This is a genomic window from Streptomyces sp. NBC_00669 (assembly GCF_036226785.1).
In the GTDB taxonomy this organism is placed as follows: Bacteria; Actinomycetota; Actinomycetes; order Streptomycetales; family Streptomycetaceae; genus Actinacidiphila.
Map to the genome: position 1 here is coordinate 5,592,958 of NZ_CP109018.1, position 18,113 is coordinate 5,611,070.

General features: G+C 73.1%; 16 protein-coding genes. 8 read left to right on the plus strand and 8 right to left on the minus strand.

The annotated features are described in order from the left end of the window. Positions 1–69 precede the first annotated feature (69 nt). From OG896_RS23425 to panD, 3 genes are all read left to right on the plus strand, one after another. Entirely contained in the window at positions 70–2,223 is a 2,154-nt protein-coding gene (locus OG896_RS23425; RefSeq protein WP_329368353.1) for an FUSC family protein, read from the plus strand. A 70-nt stretch (positions 2,224–2,293) separates the two neighbouring features. Further along, positions 2,294–2,476: a hypothetical protein gene (locus tag OG896_RS23430; protein WP_329368355.1), complete on the plus strand. Its 183-nt coding sequence runs from the start codon at positions 2,294–2,296 to the stop codon at positions 2,474–2,476. Between the two features lie 221 nt (positions 2,477–2,697). Continuing rightward, positions 2,698–3,120 carry an aspartate 1-decarboxylase gene (gene panD / locus OG896_RS23435; RefSeq protein ID WP_329368357.1) on the plus strand — a complete coding sequence of 141 codons (423 nt, stop codon included), beginning with the start codon at positions 2,698–2,700 and terminating at the stop codon, positions 3,118–3,120. A 21-nt stretch (positions 3,121–3,141) separates the two neighbouring features. Here the strand turns inward: panD and OG896_RS23440 are convergent, their stop codons facing one another. Further along, positions 3,142–3,345: a hypothetical protein gene (locus OG896_RS23440; protein ID WP_329368359.1), complete on the minus strand. Its 204-nt coding sequence runs from the start codon at positions 3,343–3,345 to the stop codon at positions 3,142–3,144. A 271-nt stretch (positions 3,346–3,616) separates the two neighbouring features. On the opposite strand from OG896_RS23440, the gene OG896_RS23445 reads away from it, so the two are divergent. After that, positions 3,617–4,408 carry a VOC family protein gene (locus OG896_RS23445; protein ID WP_329368362.1) on the plus strand — a complete coding sequence of 264 codons (792 nt, stop codon included), beginning with the start codon at positions 3,617–3,619 and terminating at the stop codon, positions 4,406–4,408. Positions 4,409–4,449: 41 nt separating this feature from the next. Here OG896_RS23445 and OG896_RS23450 read toward each other — a convergent pair whose 3' ends face one another. After that, on the minus strand, positions 4,450–5,502 hold the full coding sequence (locus OG896_RS23450; RefSeq protein ID WP_329368364.1) for a pseudouridine synthase: 1,053 nt from the start codon (positions 5,500–5,502) through the stop codon (positions 4,450–4,452). Between the two features lie 138 nt (positions 5,503–5,640). Then, positions 5,641–6,144, minus strand: coding sequence for a helix-turn-helix transcriptional regulator (locus OG896_RS23455; protein WP_329368365.1), 504 nt, complete (start codon positions 6,142–6,144; stop codon positions 5,641–5,643). Between the two features lie 234 nt (positions 6,145–6,378). Here OG896_RS23455 and OG896_RS23460 point away from each other — a divergent pair, with 234 nt between their 5' ends. Further along, positions 6,379–6,561, plus strand: coding sequence for a helix-turn-helix domain-containing protein (locus OG896_RS23460; protein ID WP_329368367.1), 183 nt, complete (start codon positions 6,379–6,381; stop codon positions 6,559–6,561). Between the two features lie 81 nt (positions 6,562–6,642). On the opposite strand, the gene OG896_RS23465 is transcribed toward OG896_RS23460, so the two are convergent. Next, positions 6,643–7,314, minus strand: coding sequence for a hypothetical protein (locus OG896_RS23465; RefSeq protein ID WP_329368369.1), 672 nt, complete (start codon positions 7,312–7,314; stop codon positions 6,643–6,645). Positions 7,315–7,487: 173 nt separating this feature from the next. Here OG896_RS23465 and OG896_RS23470 point away from each other — a divergent pair, with 173 nt between their 5' ends. The 3 genes from OG896_RS23470 (at position 7,488) to OG896_RS23480 (ending at position 11,973) form a co-directional block, all read left to right on the plus strand. Continuing rightward, complete coding sequence (locus tag OG896_RS23470) at positions 7,488–8,720, plus strand: HupE/UreJ family protein (RefSeq protein WP_329368371.1); 1,233 nt, start codon at positions 7,488–7,490, stop codon at positions 8,718–8,720. 123 nt (positions 8,721–8,843) lie between these two features. Beyond that, complete coding sequence (locus OG896_RS23475; protein WP_329368373.1) at positions 8,844–10,820, plus strand: FN3 domain-containing metallophosphoesterase family protein; 1,977 nt, start codon at positions 8,844–8,846, stop codon at positions 10,818–10,820. Between the two features lie 94 nt (positions 10,821–10,914). Then, positions 10,915–11,973: a WxL protein peptidoglycan domain-containing protein gene (locus OG896_RS23480; RefSeq protein ID WP_329368376.1), complete on the plus strand. Its 1,059-nt coding sequence runs from the start codon at positions 10,915–10,917 to the stop codon at positions 11,971–11,973. A gap of 57 nt (positions 11,974–12,030) precedes the next feature. Here OG896_RS23480 and OG896_RS23485 read toward each other — a convergent pair whose 3' ends face one another. The 4 genes from OG896_RS23485 to OG896_RS23500 all read right to left on the minus strand — a co-directional run bounded on the left by OG896_RS23485 (position 12,031) and on the right by OG896_RS23500 (position 18,007). Next, the gene (locus tag OG896_RS23485) at positions 12,031–12,846 is read right to left on the minus strand and encodes a DeoR/GlpR family DNA-binding transcription regulator (protein WP_328464999.1); all 816 of its coding nucleotides are present in this window, start codon (positions 12,844–12,846) and stop codon (positions 12,031–12,033) included. Further along, a complete protein-coding gene (locus tag OG896_RS23490) occupies positions 12,843–14,156 on the minus strand; it encodes a family 4 glycosyl hydrolase (RefSeq protein WP_329368378.1) in 1,314 nt (437 codons plus the stop codon). The genes OG896_RS23485 and OG896_RS23490 overlap by 4 nt, the downstream gene beginning before the upstream one ends. 245 nt (positions 14,157–14,401) lie before the next feature. Continuing rightward, the gene (locus OG896_RS23495) at positions 14,402–16,345 is read right to left on the minus strand and encodes a carbohydrate-binding protein (protein WP_329368380.1); all 1,944 of its coding nucleotides are present in this window, start codon (positions 16,343–16,345) and stop codon (positions 14,402–14,404) included. Between the two features lie 186 nt (positions 16,346–16,531). Continuing rightward, on the minus strand, positions 16,532–18,007 hold the full coding sequence (locus OG896_RS23500) for a glycoside hydrolase family 36 protein (protein ID WP_329368382.1): 1,476 nt from the start codon (positions 18,005–18,007) through the stop codon (positions 16,532–16,534). Positions 18,008–18,113 lie beyond the last annotated feature (106 nt).

Sequence of the window (18,113 nt, forward strand, 5' to 3'; positions counted from 1 at the left end):
ATCTGGAGCGCGTGACCGGGTACGGCCCGCCCGAGGAGACGTCATGGCGGGGACGAGGGGGGACGAAGGATGCTGATCCGGCTGCGCCTGCTGGACCCGGGACGGGTACGGCTGCGGATCGCCGTGCGCACCGTGCTCGCCGCCGTCGCGGCACTGCTGGTGTCGGGCGCGGTCGGCCGGGCCGCCGGCCTGCCCGGCGGCATGGTGGTGATCGCGACCGTCGTCGCGGTGATGGTGTCGCGCAGCCTGCACGCGACCAGCCTGCCGCACCGGCTGTCGGCCCTCGCGTACGTCCCCCTGGTCGGCGTCCTCGCCGCCTTCGTCGGGCGGCTGATGGCGCAGAACGCGTGGTTCGGCGCGGGCGTCTTCGTGGCCGCGGTCGGCGGGTCCCGCTACCTGATGCGGTTCGGCGGCAAGGTGCGGCGCTTCGGGCGGCTGGCGCTCACCCCGCTGATCGCCGTGCTGGTCACGCCGGTGCCGCCGTCCGCCGCCAAGGCCACCGGGCCGCTGTGGGGTGCGGTGTGCGGGGTCATCGCGGTGGCCTGCGTGCTCGGGTCCCAGCAGCTGCTGCCGTCCCGCCCCACCCGCGAGGCGGCCGCGGCGGCGGGCGACTTCGTACGCGGCGCCGCCCGCCTGCGCGCCCTCGCGCCCGGCGGCGCCCGGCACGCCAAGGCCGCGCTGGCCCTGCACCGCACCGCCCTCACCGTCGAGGACCGCCTCGACGCCGCCCGCCTCCCCGCCGGCGCCGACCGCACCCCGCTCGACACCCTCGCCGCGGCCGTCCTCACCGCCGAGGTCACCGCGGGGCAGCCGGCGGCCGCCCCGGCCCCCGGCGTACGGCCCGGCCCCGGCGACGAGCCCGCGGGTGCGGGCGGTTCGGGCGGCGCCGGCTCCGCGCAGGCCGCACCGGAGCAGCCGACCCCCTCGGATCGGGCCGCACCGGAGCAGGGCGTATCGGCGCAGGGCGTTCCCGCGCAGGGCGTACGTGCCCCGGTCGTACGGTCCCGGGTCGCCGGGACACCTGCCGCGGTGGGCAGTTCGGGGACCGGCGGCGCGGGGACGGGCGGACCCGGGGCGGACGGGCCGGGGGGAGGCGGCGCCCTGGACGACGCGCTCGCCGCCGTGCGGGCCGCCGCCGCGGCGGTACGCGGGGTGCGGGCGGTGCAGGGGCCGGCCCCCGAACCCCCGGCGCCCGCGGCGCGGCCGGGCGGCTGGCGGAACCCGCAGCCGCAGGCACGGCTGGCCGCGCAGCTCGCGGTGGCGATGGCGGCCGCGTTCGCCGTCGGCCACCTGGTGTTCCCGCGGCACTGGTCGTGGGCGATGATCACCGCGTTCGTGGTGTGCAGCGCGGCACGGGGGCGCGGCGACGTCGTGCACCGCAGCGGGTTGCGGGTGGCGGGCGCGTTCATCGGCGCGGTCACCGGGACCCTCGTGGCGCACCTGGTCGCGGGCGACGACGCCGCGGCGATCACCGTCATATTCTGCTACCTGCTGGTCGGCCTGTGGCTGCGCGAAACCACCTACGCGGCCTGGGCGTTCTGCGTCACGAGCCTGCTGGCGGTGCTCTACGGCCTGAACGGCGAGCAGGGCGGCGCCCTCCTCGTGCAACGCCCCGAGGGCATCCTGCTCGGGTCGGCCTGCGGGATCGCGGCCGCGTACTTCGTGCTGCCGCTGCCGACCGCCACGGTCCTGCGCGGCCGGGCCGCCCGCGCCCTGCGGGTGCTGGCCGACCTGCTGGTCGCGGCCCGCGCGCCGGAGCCGCGGCCCGCGGAGATCCGGAGGCTGGCCCGCCGCTTCGACCGCGCCACCCGTGAACTCGCGGTGGCCGCCGCACCCGCCCGCGCCCACCGCGCCCTGATCCGGGGCACCCTCGGCCACCCCGCGTGGGGGACGCGCCGGGCCGCGCCCGCGCCGCCGCACGCCGCCGACTGGGTGGACGCGCTGACCGCCTGCGCGCACGCCGGCCGTGCGCTCGCGCTCAGCGACGCGTCCGGACTCGCCGCGGCGCGACCCCAACTCGGCCTGGCCGCACGCAACCTCGGCCAGGTGCGCCGCCGCCTCGGCAACCGCCCGGACGCCGCACCCCCGCGGCCGGTCCGCACCGGACCGCCCGCCGTGATCCGCCTCGACGCCGCGCTCGTCGAGCTCTACGACCGGTTGCCCGCGCCGCCACCGCCGCCACCGCCGTCCTCGCAGGCGCCGGCGGCGACCGCGGCCGGCTGACACCTCCGCCCGGGACCGCGGCGGTGTGCCGCCTGCCGAGAACCGCGCTCGCGCACGCAACCTCGGCCAGGTGCGCCGCCGCCTCGGCAACCGCCCGGACGCCGCACCCCCGCGGCCGGTCCGCACCGGACCGCCCGCCGTGATCCGCCTCGACGCCGCGCTCGCCGAGCTCTACGACCGGTTGCCCGCGCCGCCGGCCCCCGCGCCGCCACCGCCCTCCTCGCAGGCGCCGGCGGCGACCGCGGCCGGCTGACATCTCCGCCCGGGACCGCGGCGGTGTGCCCGCCTGCCGGGACCCGCGCTCCTTCGAACTGCCGGGACCCGCGCTCGTTCGAACCCCGACCCGGCCGCTGAGATCTTCCGCACTCCGCCCCGCACCCCCCACCGCGCCCGGGCCCGGCGGCCCTACCCTGGAGGCGACGGCGCGTATCCCGGCAGGGAACGCGACCCACTCACCCGCCAGGAGGCGACGCCGTGCTGCGCACCATGTTCAAGTCCAAGATCCACCGGGCCACCGTGACCCAGGCGGATCTGCACTACGTGGGTTCGGTGACCGTGGACGCCGAGCTGATGGACGCCGCGGACCTGCTGCCCGGCGAGCTCGTGCACATCGTGGACATCACCAACGGCGCCCGGCTGGAGACCTATGTGATCGAGGGCGAGCGCGGCTCAGGCGTCATCGGCATCAACGGGGCCGCCGCCCACCTGGTGCACCCCGGCGACCTGGTCATCCTGATCAGCTACGCCCAGGTCGAGGACGCCGAGGCCCGCGAGCTGCGGCCGGCCGTGGTCCACGTCGACGCCGGCAACCGGATCGTCAAGCTGGGCGACGACACCGCCGAGCCCGCTCCCGGCACCGATGCCCTGCGACCCCCGCACGCGGTCGTCCACGGCTGAACCCGTGGGCCGCGCGCCCCTTCAAGCGGCGGTGACCACCGAGGCGCCCCGCACCGGCCCGGCCACCGGACGTATCTCCACCCGAACACCGCGCGCCGCCGCCGTCCACTGGGCGCGCAGCCGCGCCAGTTCGGTCAACTCCTCGGCCGTCCAAGGCCGGTCGCCGTGCTCCTGCACATAAGCGCGCAGGGCCGCGTTCGCCTGATCGAGATCTCCCCCGTACATGTGATCCACCCTAGACCGGCCCACTGACAATCCCGAACCGATTGACCACCGCGCGTGCTCGGCCGGACCGGCCCCGGGTCGTTCACCAGGCTGTGACCTGGCACGAACGGCGGTTGTCGGAGTCTGCTGGCATGCTGAGTGTGAGGGAGGACACAGCGGCCGTATCGGCTGCATATCCCACGGAATCCGGCACCTGGCGCATTCCGCTCCGCCCTCCCGCGTTCCGCACGTCGCGCGCGCGTTCGGGCTCACGATCACGGAGGACCGCACCATGCTCACCAACGACTACGTGCCCGGCGCACCGAGCTGGCTCGACCTCGGCAGCCGCGACGTCGAGGGCGCGGCGGCGTTCTACCGCGCGCTGTTCGGCTGGGAGTTCCGCTCGGCGGGCCCCGACGCCGGCGGGTACGGCATGTTCCAGCTCGACGGGCAGACCGTCGCCGGCCTCGGCCCGATCACCGAGGAGGGGGGCAGCCCGGCCTGGACGCTGTACTTCGAGACGGCCGACGCCGACGCCACCACCAAGGACGTCGAGCAGGCCGGCGGCTCGGTCCGGTTCGCGCCGCTCGACATCGGGGACCAGGGCCGGATCGCCGGGTACACCGACCCGTCCGGCGCCCAGTTCGCCGTCTACCAGCCCGGCACCCTCAAGGGGCTGGACCGCACCGGCGTCGGCGCCCTGTGCTGGACCGAGCTGTACACGACGGACGCCGAGCAGGCCAAGCGCTTCTACGGCAGCCTCTTCGGCTGGGACACCGCGGACATGCCGCTGGCCGCCGACGCCGGGGTCTACACGGTGGTCTCCCGCGCCGGCGGCGGCCAGGCCGGCTCGCACGGCGGCATCATGCAACTCGCGCCCGAGCAACTGCCGGACGGGGTCTGCTACTGGCAGCCCTACGTCGGCGTCGCCGATGCCGACGGCGTGGTGACCACAGCCGCCTCGCACGGCGCGACCGTGCTGATGCCCACCACACAGGTGGGCGGCATCGGCCGGGTCGCGCTGCTCAGGGACCCCGAGGGGGCGTTCTTCGCCGTCCTCCAGCCGGACCCGCAGATGGCCTGACCCGCGGCCTCCTGCTGCCGTCAGCCGTCAGCCGTCAGCCGTCAGCCGTCAGCCGTCAGCTGTCCGCCGTCAGTCGTCCGCCGTCCGCGCTCGCCGCCCGGCTCGTCGGCGTCGGACGGCCACGCGGACAGCCGGCGCGCGCTGGCGAACCGCAGCTCCCGGCCGGTCAGCGGATCGGTGAACTCCAGCGTCCGCGCCAGCAGTTGAAGCGGCCGTGCGTACGGGTCCGCGCCCTCCTCGGCCGCCGCCTCCGCCCACACCTCCGGGTAGATCGGGTCGTTCAACAACGGCAGCCCCAACGCCTGCATGTGCAGCCGCAACTGGTGGGTGCGGCCGGTCAGGGGCCGCAGAAGGTAGCGGCCGAGCCCGCCGCGCCGCGCCAGCAGCTCGACCACGCTCTCCGCGTTGTACGGCCCCGGCACCTCCCGCGCCGCCATCTGCCCGCGTTCCTTCACGATCCGGCTGCGCACCGTCGCCGGCAGCGCGACCGCCGGGTCGTAGGCCGCGACGGCCTCGTACTCCTTGCGTACCAGCCGGTCCCGGAAGAGCGTCTGGTACGCCCCGCGGTCCTCGGGACGTACGACGAACAGCACCACTCCCGCGGTCAACCGGTCCAGCCGGTGCGCGGGGGACAGCAGCGGCAGGTCCAGCTCGCGGCGGAGCCGGGCCAGCGCGGTCTCGGTGACATGGCGGCCGCGCGGGGTGGTGGCCAGGAAGTGCGGCTTGTCGGCGACCACGATCCGCTCGTCCCGGTGGAGCACCTCCACCGGGAACGGCACGGCCGGCTCCGGCGGGAAGTCGCGGTGGAACCAGACCCACGCCCCGGGTGCGTACGGCGTCAGCGCGCCCACCGGCCCGTCCGCGGTGACGAACCGCCCCGCGGCGAGCATCGCCTCGATCCGCTCCCGGCCGACCGCCGCGCCGTACCGCTCCAGCAGGTACCCGCCGATCGTCGTCCAAGTCGCGCGCCCCGCCGCACCGTCGGCATCGCTGTCGCCGTCGGCGGGGTCGGGCAGGCGCACGCGCACCGGATCGACGCCCTGGCGCTGCCCCAACGGCGCGGCAGGCGCCCCGCGCCCCGCTCTGCGCGCCATCGCGTGTCTCCCGGCTCTCCGGCCCCGAACCGACCCGGTCCGTCCGACCCGGCCACCGCGACCTGGTCTTTTCCAGGCCGCATACCGCCAGGTTACGACGTACGACGTCGCCGGGCCGTGGCCGGGCCGCCGCCGGACTCAGTCCTCGCGGGCGTCCGCGATCTCCCGGAGCCGGTCCAGGTGGCCGCCCCTCTTCTCCCATGCCGCCAGGGCCGCCTCGATCTGGTCGTGCGTGGCGTCCGGCTTGCCCTTGACCACCACCACCATCTCGGTGTTGGGCGACAGCGGCACGACCGCGGTGTCCAGGGTGACGCCCTCGGCGAGCGCGCGGGAGATCCGTACCGGCAGCTCACCGCCGGCATCCGGCCGCGCGTGCCGGGTGTAGTAGCGGTTGCCGGGGGAGTCCGGCGGCAGCGGGTCGCCGCCGTCGAGGATGTGCTCGATCGAGCCCTGGCCCCACTCCAGAATGCGTTCGATGTCCCGCAGGGTCGCCGTGACGCTCTGGAACTCGTGCCCGCGCTCGATCGTCTGGATCACGGTCCGCTTCACGCCGATCGAGTCGCCGAGGCGCACCTGGCTGAGTCCCTTGCGCTTGCGCGCTGCCCGGATGACGCCGCCCAGCCGCAACCAATCTCCGTCCATGGCCCACATCATGCCGGACTGCACGCAACCACGCAGCCATCTTCCGAGCCTTCGACCTGCGGCCGATACGGCCGGAACTCGCCCATTGGTTGCGTGGAATGGCGGTGATGCGGCTCGGGAGAAGGCGATCGAATGACGCCATCGAGCTTGGAAAGCTCACATTTAAGATCTGTTGGACTTGCAAGCGCGGTGGTTGGCGGATACTTTCGAGACGTGAGACCGAACGGCGCGGCAATGAGGGCACTTCGCATTGCTCGGAAGATGAGCCTTCGCGAGATGCAGGTGCTGACGGGGCTGGACCGGGGCCATCTCTCCCGCCTGGAACGCGGCTTGGTCGGTGCGAGCGACGACACGATCCGGCGCTGCGCCCACGCTCTCGACGTCCCCGTCGCCGCCATCACCCACGACGACCGCTGACCGGCGTCACCTGACGTGAAGTCACCCGGCCTCGCGGTCATCGCAGTTGACGCCTTCCCCGCGACGCGGGCGGCGGCCGGTTCAGATCTCGTCGAGCCAGATCACTATCCCCGTCAGGTGGTTGAGCACGGCCGCCGTGCCCGCGCCGATCGCGGCGGTGCAGCGCTCGGCGGTGAACGAGGCGGCGTCGTAGGTCGAGGACATGCCGAGCCCCTCGCCGCGGAACGACGCCCCCGACCAGTCGACCGAGGTGACGTTCTGCGTCGGCTCGGCCAACTCCGCCCCCACCACCAGGAACTGCTGGGACAGGTGGTTCGCGGTGGCGGTCGCGAGGGGGTCGACCAGGCCGTCGCCCGCGCTGACGACGAGGTCCGGTCGCGCGGCGAGGGACCTGGTGATGGCGGGGAGCAGGTCGGAGGGGCCGTCGGCGACCACCGTCCTGAGGCTGACGTGCTCCTTCGCGGCCCAGTCCTTGACGGCGGTGACCAGCGACCTGGTCGGGCGGTCGTCCCCGGCGGTGAGCAGGACCACGCGGTAGCCCTTCGACGGGTGGACTCCGTTCCAGGAACCGGGCCGCGGGGTGATGGTCGCCTCCGGCGCGGGCGGGGCGGAGGGGTCGGCGAACCCCGCCTCCAGCGTGCCGACGGCGCTGGGTGCCGGGTGCGGCCGTGACCAGTCGTCGCCGGAACCGCATCCGGTGACCAGCGCGGCGGCCGCGGCCAGCAGGGCGGCGGCCCGGAGCGGGGGGCGCAAGGCGATCGTCCTCCGAGTGATGGCGGAATGGTGCGTCCCATCCTGCTGATTCCTTTGGCGCCGAATAGGCCCTGAGGCGCCGTTCGCGCGGTTGTTCTTTAATGATTCGGCAAAGGGATGGTCTTTGTTCATCCAAGGCGTGCACCGTGCACGGGCAACCCCGAAGGAGCCCCATGCCAGCACGTGCCCGCCGCACCGCCGTCGCGATCGCCGTAGCGGTGATCGCCTTCCTGAGTCTCGCCCCGCCCGCGTCGGCCCACGGGTTCACGTCGGTCGCCTACGTCCACGTCACCGAGGGCGAAGGCGACGGCGCCCGCGACGGTGGCGGGCGCCGGCTGCGGACGACGCTGGAGCTGGAGTACGACCTCTACGTCATCTCCACCGCCGACTACGAGCACGACGACGCCCTCTTCCGGGCCGGGAACGCCGCGTTCGACGCCGGCGACACCAAGGCGCAGGCCGCCGCGCTCGACGCGCACGCCCGGTCGGCCGTCGGCTACGTCACCCGGCGCTTCTCCGTCACCGCCGGCGGCAGGGCCTGCACGCCCGCCCGGGCCGGCGGCTTCACGATGACCCGGCGGCAGGGCGTGCCGTACGCCGTGCTGCCGCTGGACTGGGACTGCTCCGGGCGGGCCGGCGAACCGGTGCTGCGCAGCGGGCTGTTCCCCGACACCGAGACGTATGTCACCGACACCAAGACGATCGTCACCTACCACCTCGACGGCCGGTCGGGCAGCGCCGCGCTCGACGCCGCCCACCCGTCGGTCTCGCTCGCGCAGCCGTGGTACGACCAGTTCGGGGAGTTCTTCCGGCTGGGCGCCGAGCACCTGCTGACCGGGATCGACCACATCCTGTTCCTGCTGGCCCTCATCGCCGGGTCGCGGCGGCTGCGCGAGATCGTGCTCGCGGCCACCAGTTTCACCCTGGCCCACTCGGTGACCTTCATGCTCGCCGCCCTGGGCCTGGTCGACGTGCCGGCGCGGGTCGTGGAGCCGGTCATCGCGCTGTCGATCGCGGTGGTGGCCGGCTGGTACCTGTGGCGGCTGTGGCGGCGCGGGGACGAGGCGACCGAGCTGGAGACCTCCGGCGGCGGCCACTTCGCCCTGGACCGGGCCGGCTGGACCCGCCTCGCGGTCGTGTTCTGCTTCGGCCTCGTGCACGGCCTGGGCTTCGCGGGCGCGCTCGGCATCGACAAGGCGTTCTCGTGGACGCTGCTGTGGTCCCTGCTGGTGTTCAACGTCGGCATCGAGGCCGTCCAGTTGACGATCATCGCCGCCGTCTTCCCGCTGCTGGCCCTGCTGCGCCGCCGCGCGCCGGTGGCCGGCCGCTGGGCGACCGGTGCGATCTCCGCCGGTGTGACGGTTATGGGACTCATGTGGTTCATGCAACGGGTGTTCATGTTCTGAGGCATAGGTCTGTGGGAAGTTCAGCCGCTCCAAAGGTCGTATTCGCGAGCGGTTCACCCTCCCGCGACAGCTTGACGATCGCCAAGTTATGGTTTTCTCTTAGTAAAGGGAACGAAAAAACCCATGAAATCGAGCAGCTCGACGCAGGCCCGCGGGCCCGCGCGGCGCCGCGTGGCCACCGGGGTCACCGCGGCGTTCCTGGGCATGACGATCGCCCTCGGCGGCGCCGCGGCCTCGCCCGCCGGCGCCGCGTCGCCCACCACGCTCAGCGGCGTCATCCTCGGAGTGGGCGCCAACGAGGCGCAGCGCACCGTCTCCTGGTACTCCTCAGCCGACACCGCGCAGCAGATCCAGGTCGCCCCGACCGCGGAGCTGACCGCCGGCGAGTTCCCGGCCGGCGCCGCCACCTTCGACGCCGCCGGCGGGGCGAACATCGCCTCCAGCGGCGGCTACAACCGCCACGCGACGATCACCGACCTCAAGGAGAACACCGCCTACTCCTACCGGGTCGGCTCCGCGGGCGACTGGTCCGCGACGTACGCGTTCACCACGCAGGACTTCGACGGCGACTACGACTTCCTGTTCTACGGCGACCCGCAGATCGGCTCCTCCGGCAACACCGCCAAGGACCAGGCCGGTTGGCAGGACACCCTGGACGTCTCCCTCGCGGCCAACCCGAAGGCCGAACTGCTGGTCTCCGGCGGCGACCAGGTGGAGAGCGCCAACACCGAGTCCCAGTGGAACGCCTTCCTCGCGCCCGACAAGCTGCGCCAGTACCCGTGGGCGGCCACCATCGGCAACCACGACGTCGGCGGCAAGGCGTACGAGCAGCACCTGTACACCCCGAACACCGACCGCACCGCCCCGTACTACTCCAACGGCAAGCCGGAGTCGGACAGTTCGGGCGGCGACTACTGGTACATCTACAAGGACGTGCTGTTCATCGACGTCAACAGCAACAGCTACACCACCTCCCAGGGCGGCGGCGGTGACGAGGCCCACGTCAAGTACGTGACCGACGTCATCAACCAGCACGGCTCCGAGGCCAAGTGGAAGGTGCTCGTCTTCCACCACTCGATCTACTCGCCGGCCTCGCACGCCAAGGACAGCGACAACAAGGTCCGCCGCGTGGACTTCCCGACCGCGGTGTCCAAGCTCGGCGTGGACCTGGTGCTCCAGGGCCACGACCACAGCTACGCCCGCAGCTACCTGATCAAGAACGGCGAGAAGGCGGACGCCGCCGAGCAGCCGGGCGCCTCCGACGTCTACCCCGGCCCCGGCGGCGTGCTCTACGTGACCGCCAACTCGGCCTCGGGCTCGAAGTACTACGACATCACCGCCCCGGACTCCAGCGGCACCAGCGGCGCGGGCAACGGCGCCGACCCGCTGAACCCGGGCAACTACTGGTACAGCTCCGTGCAGAACCAGGAGCACGTGCGCAGCTACGTCAAGGTGCAGGTCCGCAACGACAAGCTGGTCGTCGAGGACGTGCGCAGCGGCACCTGCGCGGCGCCCAACGCGGCCGTCGAGGGCGGCGACTGGTGCAAGAACACCACCGCCGGCCAGCCGGTCGGCTCGCTCGTCGACAAGGTGAGCGTGCACCCGTACCACGGCTCGGGCCAGGACCTGCAGGTCGACGTGCCCGCCGCCGCGCCGGGCGAGTTCGGCTGGACCATCGACGGCTACAACGGCCTGGTGGACCTCGGCACCGCCAAGGACCACGACGGTGACTACTTCGACGCGACCGGCCGGATCAACCCGATCGCCGTCTCCGACAGCCGCCGTTCGCTCGCGCCGTGGTCGATATCGGCGAGCGTGGGCGACTTCAAGGACGCCGGCAAGACGTTCTCCGGCGCCTACCTCGGCTGGACGCCGAAGGTGCTGGAGGGCGGCGCCGGCGCCAAGGCCAGCGGTTCGGTCGCCTCGGCCTATGACGACCACGGTCCCGGCCTGTCCGTCTCGCGCGGTCTCGGCTGGGCCGACCAGGGCCACCCCAAGGGCAAGGCCGAGCTGGGCGCCGACCTGGATCTGAAGATCCCGGGCAGCGCCGACAAGGGCTCCTACCGCGCCACCCTCACGATCACCGCGCTGAGCAGCTGACCGTACCCGTCCCACCCGGCGGGGCGGGCACCCAGCTGCCCGCCCCGCCGGTCTCACCCCACCGACCGCCCGAGGACCCGAGATGCACCCGCCCGTGACGCGCCGGACGACCTCCGCCGCCGCCCTCATCCGTACCGTCGCCCTGGTCCTGCTCACCCTCCTCGCGGTCGCCGGGCTGCCGGCCGGCTCCGCCTTGGCGGCGGACACCGACGCCACCTGGACGGTGCGCACCGGCTCGGGCAGCCACGGCGACGACCGGTCCAGCTACAGCTACACCGTCAACCCCGGCGGCCGGGTCGAGGACACCCTGGTCGTCGCCAACCGCGGCAAGGAGCCGCTCACCCTCGACCTCTACGCCGCCGACGGCTTCACCTCCGACGCCGGCCAACTCGACCTGCTCCCCCGGGCGAAGAAGTCGGTCGCCGTCGGCGCCTGGCTGCACACCGACCGGAAGAGCGTCGAGATCAAGCCCGGGAAGTCCGTGGACGTCCCCTTCACGGTGACCGTTCCGGACCGGGCCACGCCCGGCGACTACGTCGGGGGCGTCCTCACCGCCCTGACCCAGCCCGACGACGCCGCGGGCATCAACGTCGACCGGCGGCTCGGCATCCGGGTCAAGCTGCGGGTCAGCGGCGAACTCACCCCGGGCCTGGCGGTCGAGGACGTCCACGTCGGCTACTCCGGCCCGCTCACCCCCTTCGCGAAGGGCGACACGGTCGTCACCTACCGGGTCCACAACACCGGCAACGCCGTGCTGTCGGCGCGCCAGGCGGTCTCCGTCGCGGGCCCCTTCGGCCTGCTGCGGACCGAGGCGGGCAAGGTCGCCGCGATGCCGGACCTGCTCCCGGGGGAGAGCCGGAAGGTGACGGTGCCGGTGCACGGCGTCGAGCCCGGATTCCGGCTGGCGGCGCGCGTGACCCTCACCCCCGTGGCCGTCGACGCGTCGGGCTCCACCACCGAACTGGAGCCGGTCCGGGCGACCGGCGGCGGCTGGGCCGTCCCGTGGCTGCTGACGCTGCTGGTCGTGGCGCTCGCCGCAGGGATCGCCGCGGCGCTCGTCCTGGCCCGCCGCGCCCGCGCGCGGCGCGCGCGACGCGAGGACACCCGGGTGCGGGACGCCGTCGAGCAGGCGCTGCGCGACCGCACGCCGTGATCCCCGCCCCGGTCCGCGACCTGCCAGGACCGTACGGCCGGTCCGTACGACCAGTCCCTACGACTGGTCCGTCAGCACCCCGAGTTCGACGGTCAGGCCGTACTCGCGCAGCTGGGCGACCTGGGTGCCGGTCGCGTTGTCGCCGACGATCAGCAGGTCCAGATCGCTGAGCGGGCAGACCGGGGCGAGGTCGGTCCTGCCGAGCTTGGTCGAGTCGGCGAGCAGGATGTGCTGCGTGGTGGCGCGCAGCATCCTGATCTTCATCTCGGCTTCCTGGATGTTGATGTTCGTGACGCCGGTGTCGGGGTGGATGCCGCTGCACGACAGGAACGCGGTGTCGGCGTGGATGTTCTCCAGGATGCGCCCGCCCATCGGGTCGACCAGGGACCGCTGCAGCGGGCGGAGCGTCCCCCCGGACAGCACCACGGTGAAGCGCGGGATGGCGGGTTCGAGCTGGTGGGCGACGCTGGTGCTGTTGGTGAACACCATCAGGTCGGTCAGATCCCGGCGCGCGACCAGCTCGCGGGCGAAGAAGGTCGTGGTGGTCCCGGCGTCGATGACGAGGGACTGGCCGCTGCCGACCCGCTGGGCCGCGGTCTTGGCGATGGCGGCCTTCTCCAACGCGGCCGAGCCCAGCGACTGTTCGTAGGAGGGCTCGTTCCGCGTGTCCAGCGGCGCGGCCCGGGCGCCGCCGCGGACCCGGCGGATCAGGCCGTGTTCCTCCAGCACGTCCAGGTCGCCCCGGACGGTGACCACCGAGACGCCGAACGCCTCGGCGAGGGCCGCGATCCGCACGAAGTCCTGCTCCTGGACCAGGGCGAGCATGCGCTCGCGGCGGACCTCGGCCGGCATCGGCTCATGGGTACTGGTCACGCCTGGCCCTTCCGGTCCGCGAGACCGGCGGGCAGCAGGTCGCGGTGTGCTTCGGTCATCTCGTCGCAGAGCTGTTCGATCGCGGCCAGCGAGAGCGTCGCCGCGGTGTTCGGGTCCAGCATCGCAGCGTGCCGCACATGACGCGGTTCGCCGTCCAGCACGGCGCGGACGGTCAGTTCCGCGACGTTGACGTACGCGCGGTTGAGCGCGGCCAGCTGCGCGGGATAGCGGTCGATCGGGGCGGCCGTGACGCCGCCGGCGTCGATGTCGGCGGGCACCTCGACGAAGCACTCGGCCGGCAGCGCGGGGATCAGGCCCTCGTTGGGCAGGGTCAGGTTCACCCGCCGGGCCTCGCCGGTGATCATCGCCCGCAGCACCTCGGAGGCGATCTCGGGTTCCAGCCAGCGCATCAGCATCGGCCGCCCCTGGGCCAGCCCCCGGCGGATCTCCTCGTAGGCGTGCAGGCTCCGGCTGAGCACCCCCAGGTACTCGCCGACGGGGATGCCCAGCCGGGCGATCTCGTCGTCATGGCGCATGAACCAGGGCACGTACTCGGCCGCGTGCTCGCTGGACTCGGTGGGGAAGTAGCCGAACCGGCGCCACATCTCCATCCGCACATGCCGCCCCAGCTTCGGGTCGGCCCGCACCGCGGCCTCCAGCTCCGGGTACAGCGACCTGCCGTCGGCCTCGAAGCGCAGCACGAACGCCTGATGGGTCAGCCCCGCGGTGAGGAAGGTGAGGTCCTCGGCCTCCCGGCCGACCGCGTCGGCGAGGAACGCGTGGGTGTCGCGGACCGCGTGGCACAGGCCGACCACGCGGCTCATGCCGGTGACCTCGCGCACCGCCCACAGCGTCATCACCAGCGGGTCGGTGTAGCTGAGCAGCCACGCGTCGGGGCACTGCTCGGCCATGTCCCGGGCGAGCCCGACCATCACCGGGATGGTGCGCAGGCCGCGGAAGATGCCGCCGATGCCGATGGTGTCGGCGATGGTCTGGCGCAGCCCGTGCCGGGCCGGGATCTCGAAGTCGCGCAGCGCGGTGTCGTAGCCGCCGACGCCCAGCTGGCAGACCACGTAGTCGGCGCCGTACAGGGCGGCCCTGCGGTCGGTGTACGACTCGATCACCGCTCCGGCGCCGGCCTCCGCGTCCAGGCTCCGGGCCAGGGTGAGGGCGGTGGCCAGCCGGTCCGGGTCGATGTCGTGCAGCCGGATGCGCAGGCGGCCGGCCAGGGCGGGGACGAGGAACAGGTCGGACAGGATGCGCCGGGTCATCTTCACGTTGCCCGCGCCGGTCAGCACGATGTCGGCCATGCCCCCGTCCTCCTCCGGCAGTGTCGTTTCGGTCAGTGTCGTTCCGGTCGTCCTGATGGCGCACCCGGTGGTGCGGCCGGTGATGAAGGCGGCGGTGCGTCTCGTGGTGCACCTGCGGGTGAATCCGTGGGTGGACCTCGGGGTGAAAGCGGCACTCAGCGTACGCCGAGCCGGGTGCCGGCCACATGATCCGCGCGCGGACCACGTGACCGGCGCCCCGGTCCTGATACGGGCGATGGACGAGGTCAGCCGACGGTGATGCGGTCGATGTCGGGTGCCCAGTCATCCGGGTTGGCGAGGGTGACGGTGTTGGCGTTCCCCGCCTTCAGGTCGAGCGTCACGGTGGCGGTGGAGGTGGTCTGCCAGTCGGCGGTCGGGGTGACGGACACGCTCACCGGGGTGCCGCCGTCGGCGCTGATCCGCAGGGTGCGGGCGACGGCGCTGGTGTAGGCGACGGTCACCTGGGTGGCGCCACCGCTGCCGCCGGCCACGTTGTCGAAGGTGAGCGTCGCGCCGTTGCCCAGGTACCCGACCTTCTGCCCGCCCGAGCAGCCGGTGCAGTCGGCGACGGCCGCGCCGCCGGTCAGGGTGTTGGCGGACGCCTCGGCCTCGTAGGAGGTGGAACCGCCGTCCCCGCCGCCGCTGTTGCCGGAGCCCACGTCGATGGCGCCGAGCCCCAGCCAACCGTCGGCGTTCTGGGTGGCGTTGGCGAAGCGCAGGCTCTTGGCGGCGGCGTTCACCGCCGAGAGCGGGTTCACCACGTCCATCACCAACTGGTAGGAGCCCGACGCCACGGAGGAGGTGTCCACGCTGGTGTCGAAGTACTCCGGGTACCCGTACGGCAGGTACGTCGGGTCGGTGCCGGCGTTCCAGTCCGGGAACGCCCGGATCTTCAGCGGCATCACCTTGGTCAGGTCCCAGGAGGTGTCCCAGGTCTTGACGACCTTCCCCGAGGAGTCCTTCAGGCCCAGGCGCACCGTCCAGGGGTGGTAGAAGGGCGCCACCCCGTCGTCGGAGATCTTCACGCCGATCTTCGCGGTGCCCGAGACGCTGCTGTCGTAGTACGCGTCCGGCACGGTGAGGTCGTAGCCCATCGCGCGGACCGCCGCCCCCACGTCGGGATCGGTGGGGCTGTAGCCGGTGCTGCCCTGGTCGAGTTTCCAGGTGGTGTGCTCCATCTCGATGCACGCCTTGATGTCGTCGTCGGAGCCGCTCGCGCCGCTGCCCCAGGTGCCGAAGACCGAGCCCTGGATCTCGGGCCGGACCTCACCGCCCATCGAGTCGGTGACCCACTTGTTCTCCACGCCCTCGTCGAGCGCGTACTGGAGCTGGGAGTAGTCGGCGCCGCCCATCGACTGGGGCAGGGTGACGCCCGCGAGCGGGTCGCCTTCGCGGTAGCAGAACGAGTCGTCGTGGTAGCCCACGTCGAGGTCGTTCGCCGCCCCGCCGCCGGACGTGGGGTAGCGGACCTCGATCTTGGTGGTGTGGAAGGCGTTGGCGAAGGCCCTGACGATCAGTGCCGCGTTCGCGTCGGTGGCCATGAAGTCCGGGTAGCCGCCGGTGCCGTTCTCCGGCCAGGTGTGCCACTCGCCCCAGTAGCCGATCAGGCCCATCTGGATGAAGCCGATCCGCGGGTCGCCGTCGTACTTCGCACCGAACTGCCCGATGAACTGCTGCAGCGAGCTGAGCAGGAACGCGTTGTTGTAGTCGGGGCTCTGGGTGTTCCAGTACGTGTCGTCGTTGGTCGGCACCTTGCCGTTCCAGCAGGCGGGGATGCCGTTGGTCGGGTTCCCGCTGGGGTAGTCCAGATAGAACCGGATCGCGGCGGTGTTGCCGTACGACGCGGTCTCGTCGAGCATCTTCTCCACCGGGGACCAGTCCAGCGCGGTGCAGTCACTCGCGTCGGTCATCACCGCCGAGAGCGGGAAGTAGCTCCAGGTGATGCTGTGCGGGTAGCCGGTGTTCTGGTCGGTGCCCGCGTTGTAGTAGACCGCCAGGCCCTTGTCCGGGTTGTCCAGCGGTCCCGGCGCGTACGTCAGCGGGTGGTCGGTCAGGGACGGGTCCGGGGTGGCGGGCGGTGCGGGGCGGGCCGGGGCGCCGGCGGAGGCCGGCGCGGCCGGGGCCGCGGACGCGCTGTGCGTGCCGGCCATGGTCGCCGCCAGCAGCGCGAAGAGCGCCGCCAGCGCCATCGCAAGGCGCGTCCTGGCGTGCCCGGTTGGTCTCGTGCGTGGTTGCATCGTGTCGACCTCCGTTGGTCGATCGCAGTGAACGGTGCGCGTGGTGCCCTCCGGCCCGACCCCGGAAGAATCGCCCCCCTGAACCCCCCGGCCCCCCGGTCCCCGAACTCCCTGCGCCCCCAGGTCACATGGCGGCGGTCAGTCGCCCCGGCGCAGCGCGGCCGCGGTGAAGTCCACCTCCTGCGCACCGATCTCGAACCGGTAGCGGTCCAACTGGCGCACCTCGGGGCGGGCCTTGAGGAAGTCGGCGAGCGCCGCGCGTTCGGTCGTGGCCAGCCACGCGGGCGGGTCGGAGGTGGCCCGGAAGTCGCAGACATGGGCGAGGTCCACCAGCAACCGCCGCTGCGCCGCCGTCAACAGGCTCTGCCGGTCGCGGAAGTAGGCGGCGTCCGGGTCGAGTTCGACCAGGCCCTTGAGCCAGAGCCGGTTCACCGAGGAGACCAGGGCGTTCTGCGCGGTGGCGTCGGAGGGGTCCTCGGTGGCGTAGTGGGACCAGAACGGGGCGACGTCGGGCCCGACCCGGATGCCGTCGCACACCCCCAGCGACGGCAGCACCGGCGCACCCGAGCCCAGGATGTAGACGTCCTCGCCGGCGGTCTGCCGGATCAGCCGCATCGCGTCGCGGTAGGCGCTCTCACGGCCCACCGTCGGGTCGTGGCGCCGCGCGGTGATGGCGGCGGCGTTGACGAAGTCGAGCTTGAGGTAGCGGAATCCCCAGCCGACCACGGTCTCGATCGTCTGCCGCAGGTGGTCGAGGGCCTCGGGCAGGGTGACGTCCAGGGCGTAGTACGGCCCGCCCCAGTTGTAGCCGGCCGGGACCGGGGTGCCGGCGTCGTCGGTGAGGAACAGGTGCGGCCGCTCCTTGACGATCCGCGCGTCCGGCCGGGCGATGAACGGCGCGATCCACAGGCCCGGGGTCAGTCCGGCGCCGGTGACCCGGGCGGTGAGGTCGGCCATGCCCGAGGGGAACTTGGCGTTCGGCTGCCAGTCGCCGACCATCCGCTCCCAGCCGTCGTCGATCTGGAAGACGTCGAACGGCAGCCCGGCCAGCCCGTCGAGGTTCGCGTGCAGGGTGCGCTCGTCGATGTCCTCGTAGTACGCGTACCAGCTGGACCACACGTTGCCCGCCCGCCGGCCGGCCCGCCCCAGGTGCTCGCCCAGCAGTTCGGCGTAGCGGGCGAAGACCTCCAACTCCGGTCCGTAGCCGCAGAACCAGGGCGCGCCCGCCTGCTCGTACCAGCCGGTGACGGTGTCGCGGTCCACGCTCAGCCGCGGCACGTCCAGGCCGAGCGCGCCCAGCAGCAGGACGTTGCCGTCGCCGGCGGTGAGCGCGGTCACCGCGGAGGAGTGGTGGCGCCCTTCCTCGTCCCAGACGGTGTCGTCGGCGGTGAGGCGGCGGATCGGGTTGGCGATGCGCAGCGGCGGCTCGTCCATGGCCCGCCAGCCCGACGGGCTCCAGGAGTTCCAGCCGTGCCGGTAGACCTGGGCGTCGGGCAGGCCGTGGAGCAGCGCCACCCGGCCCGGCGGCAGCAGCAGGCCCCCTTCCACGGTTTGCGGTGGGCCGCTGAGCTGCGCGGGGAGGTGCAGAGGACCGAGGTCCAGGAGGTGGGGCATGGTGTCCCTTCACTTCGGGGAGGGCCGGGGCGCCGTGGTCGGGACGGCGTCCCCGGCCCGGTCACGGGTGCGTCGTGGCAGCGGGGATCGGTGCCGGCGGGGATCG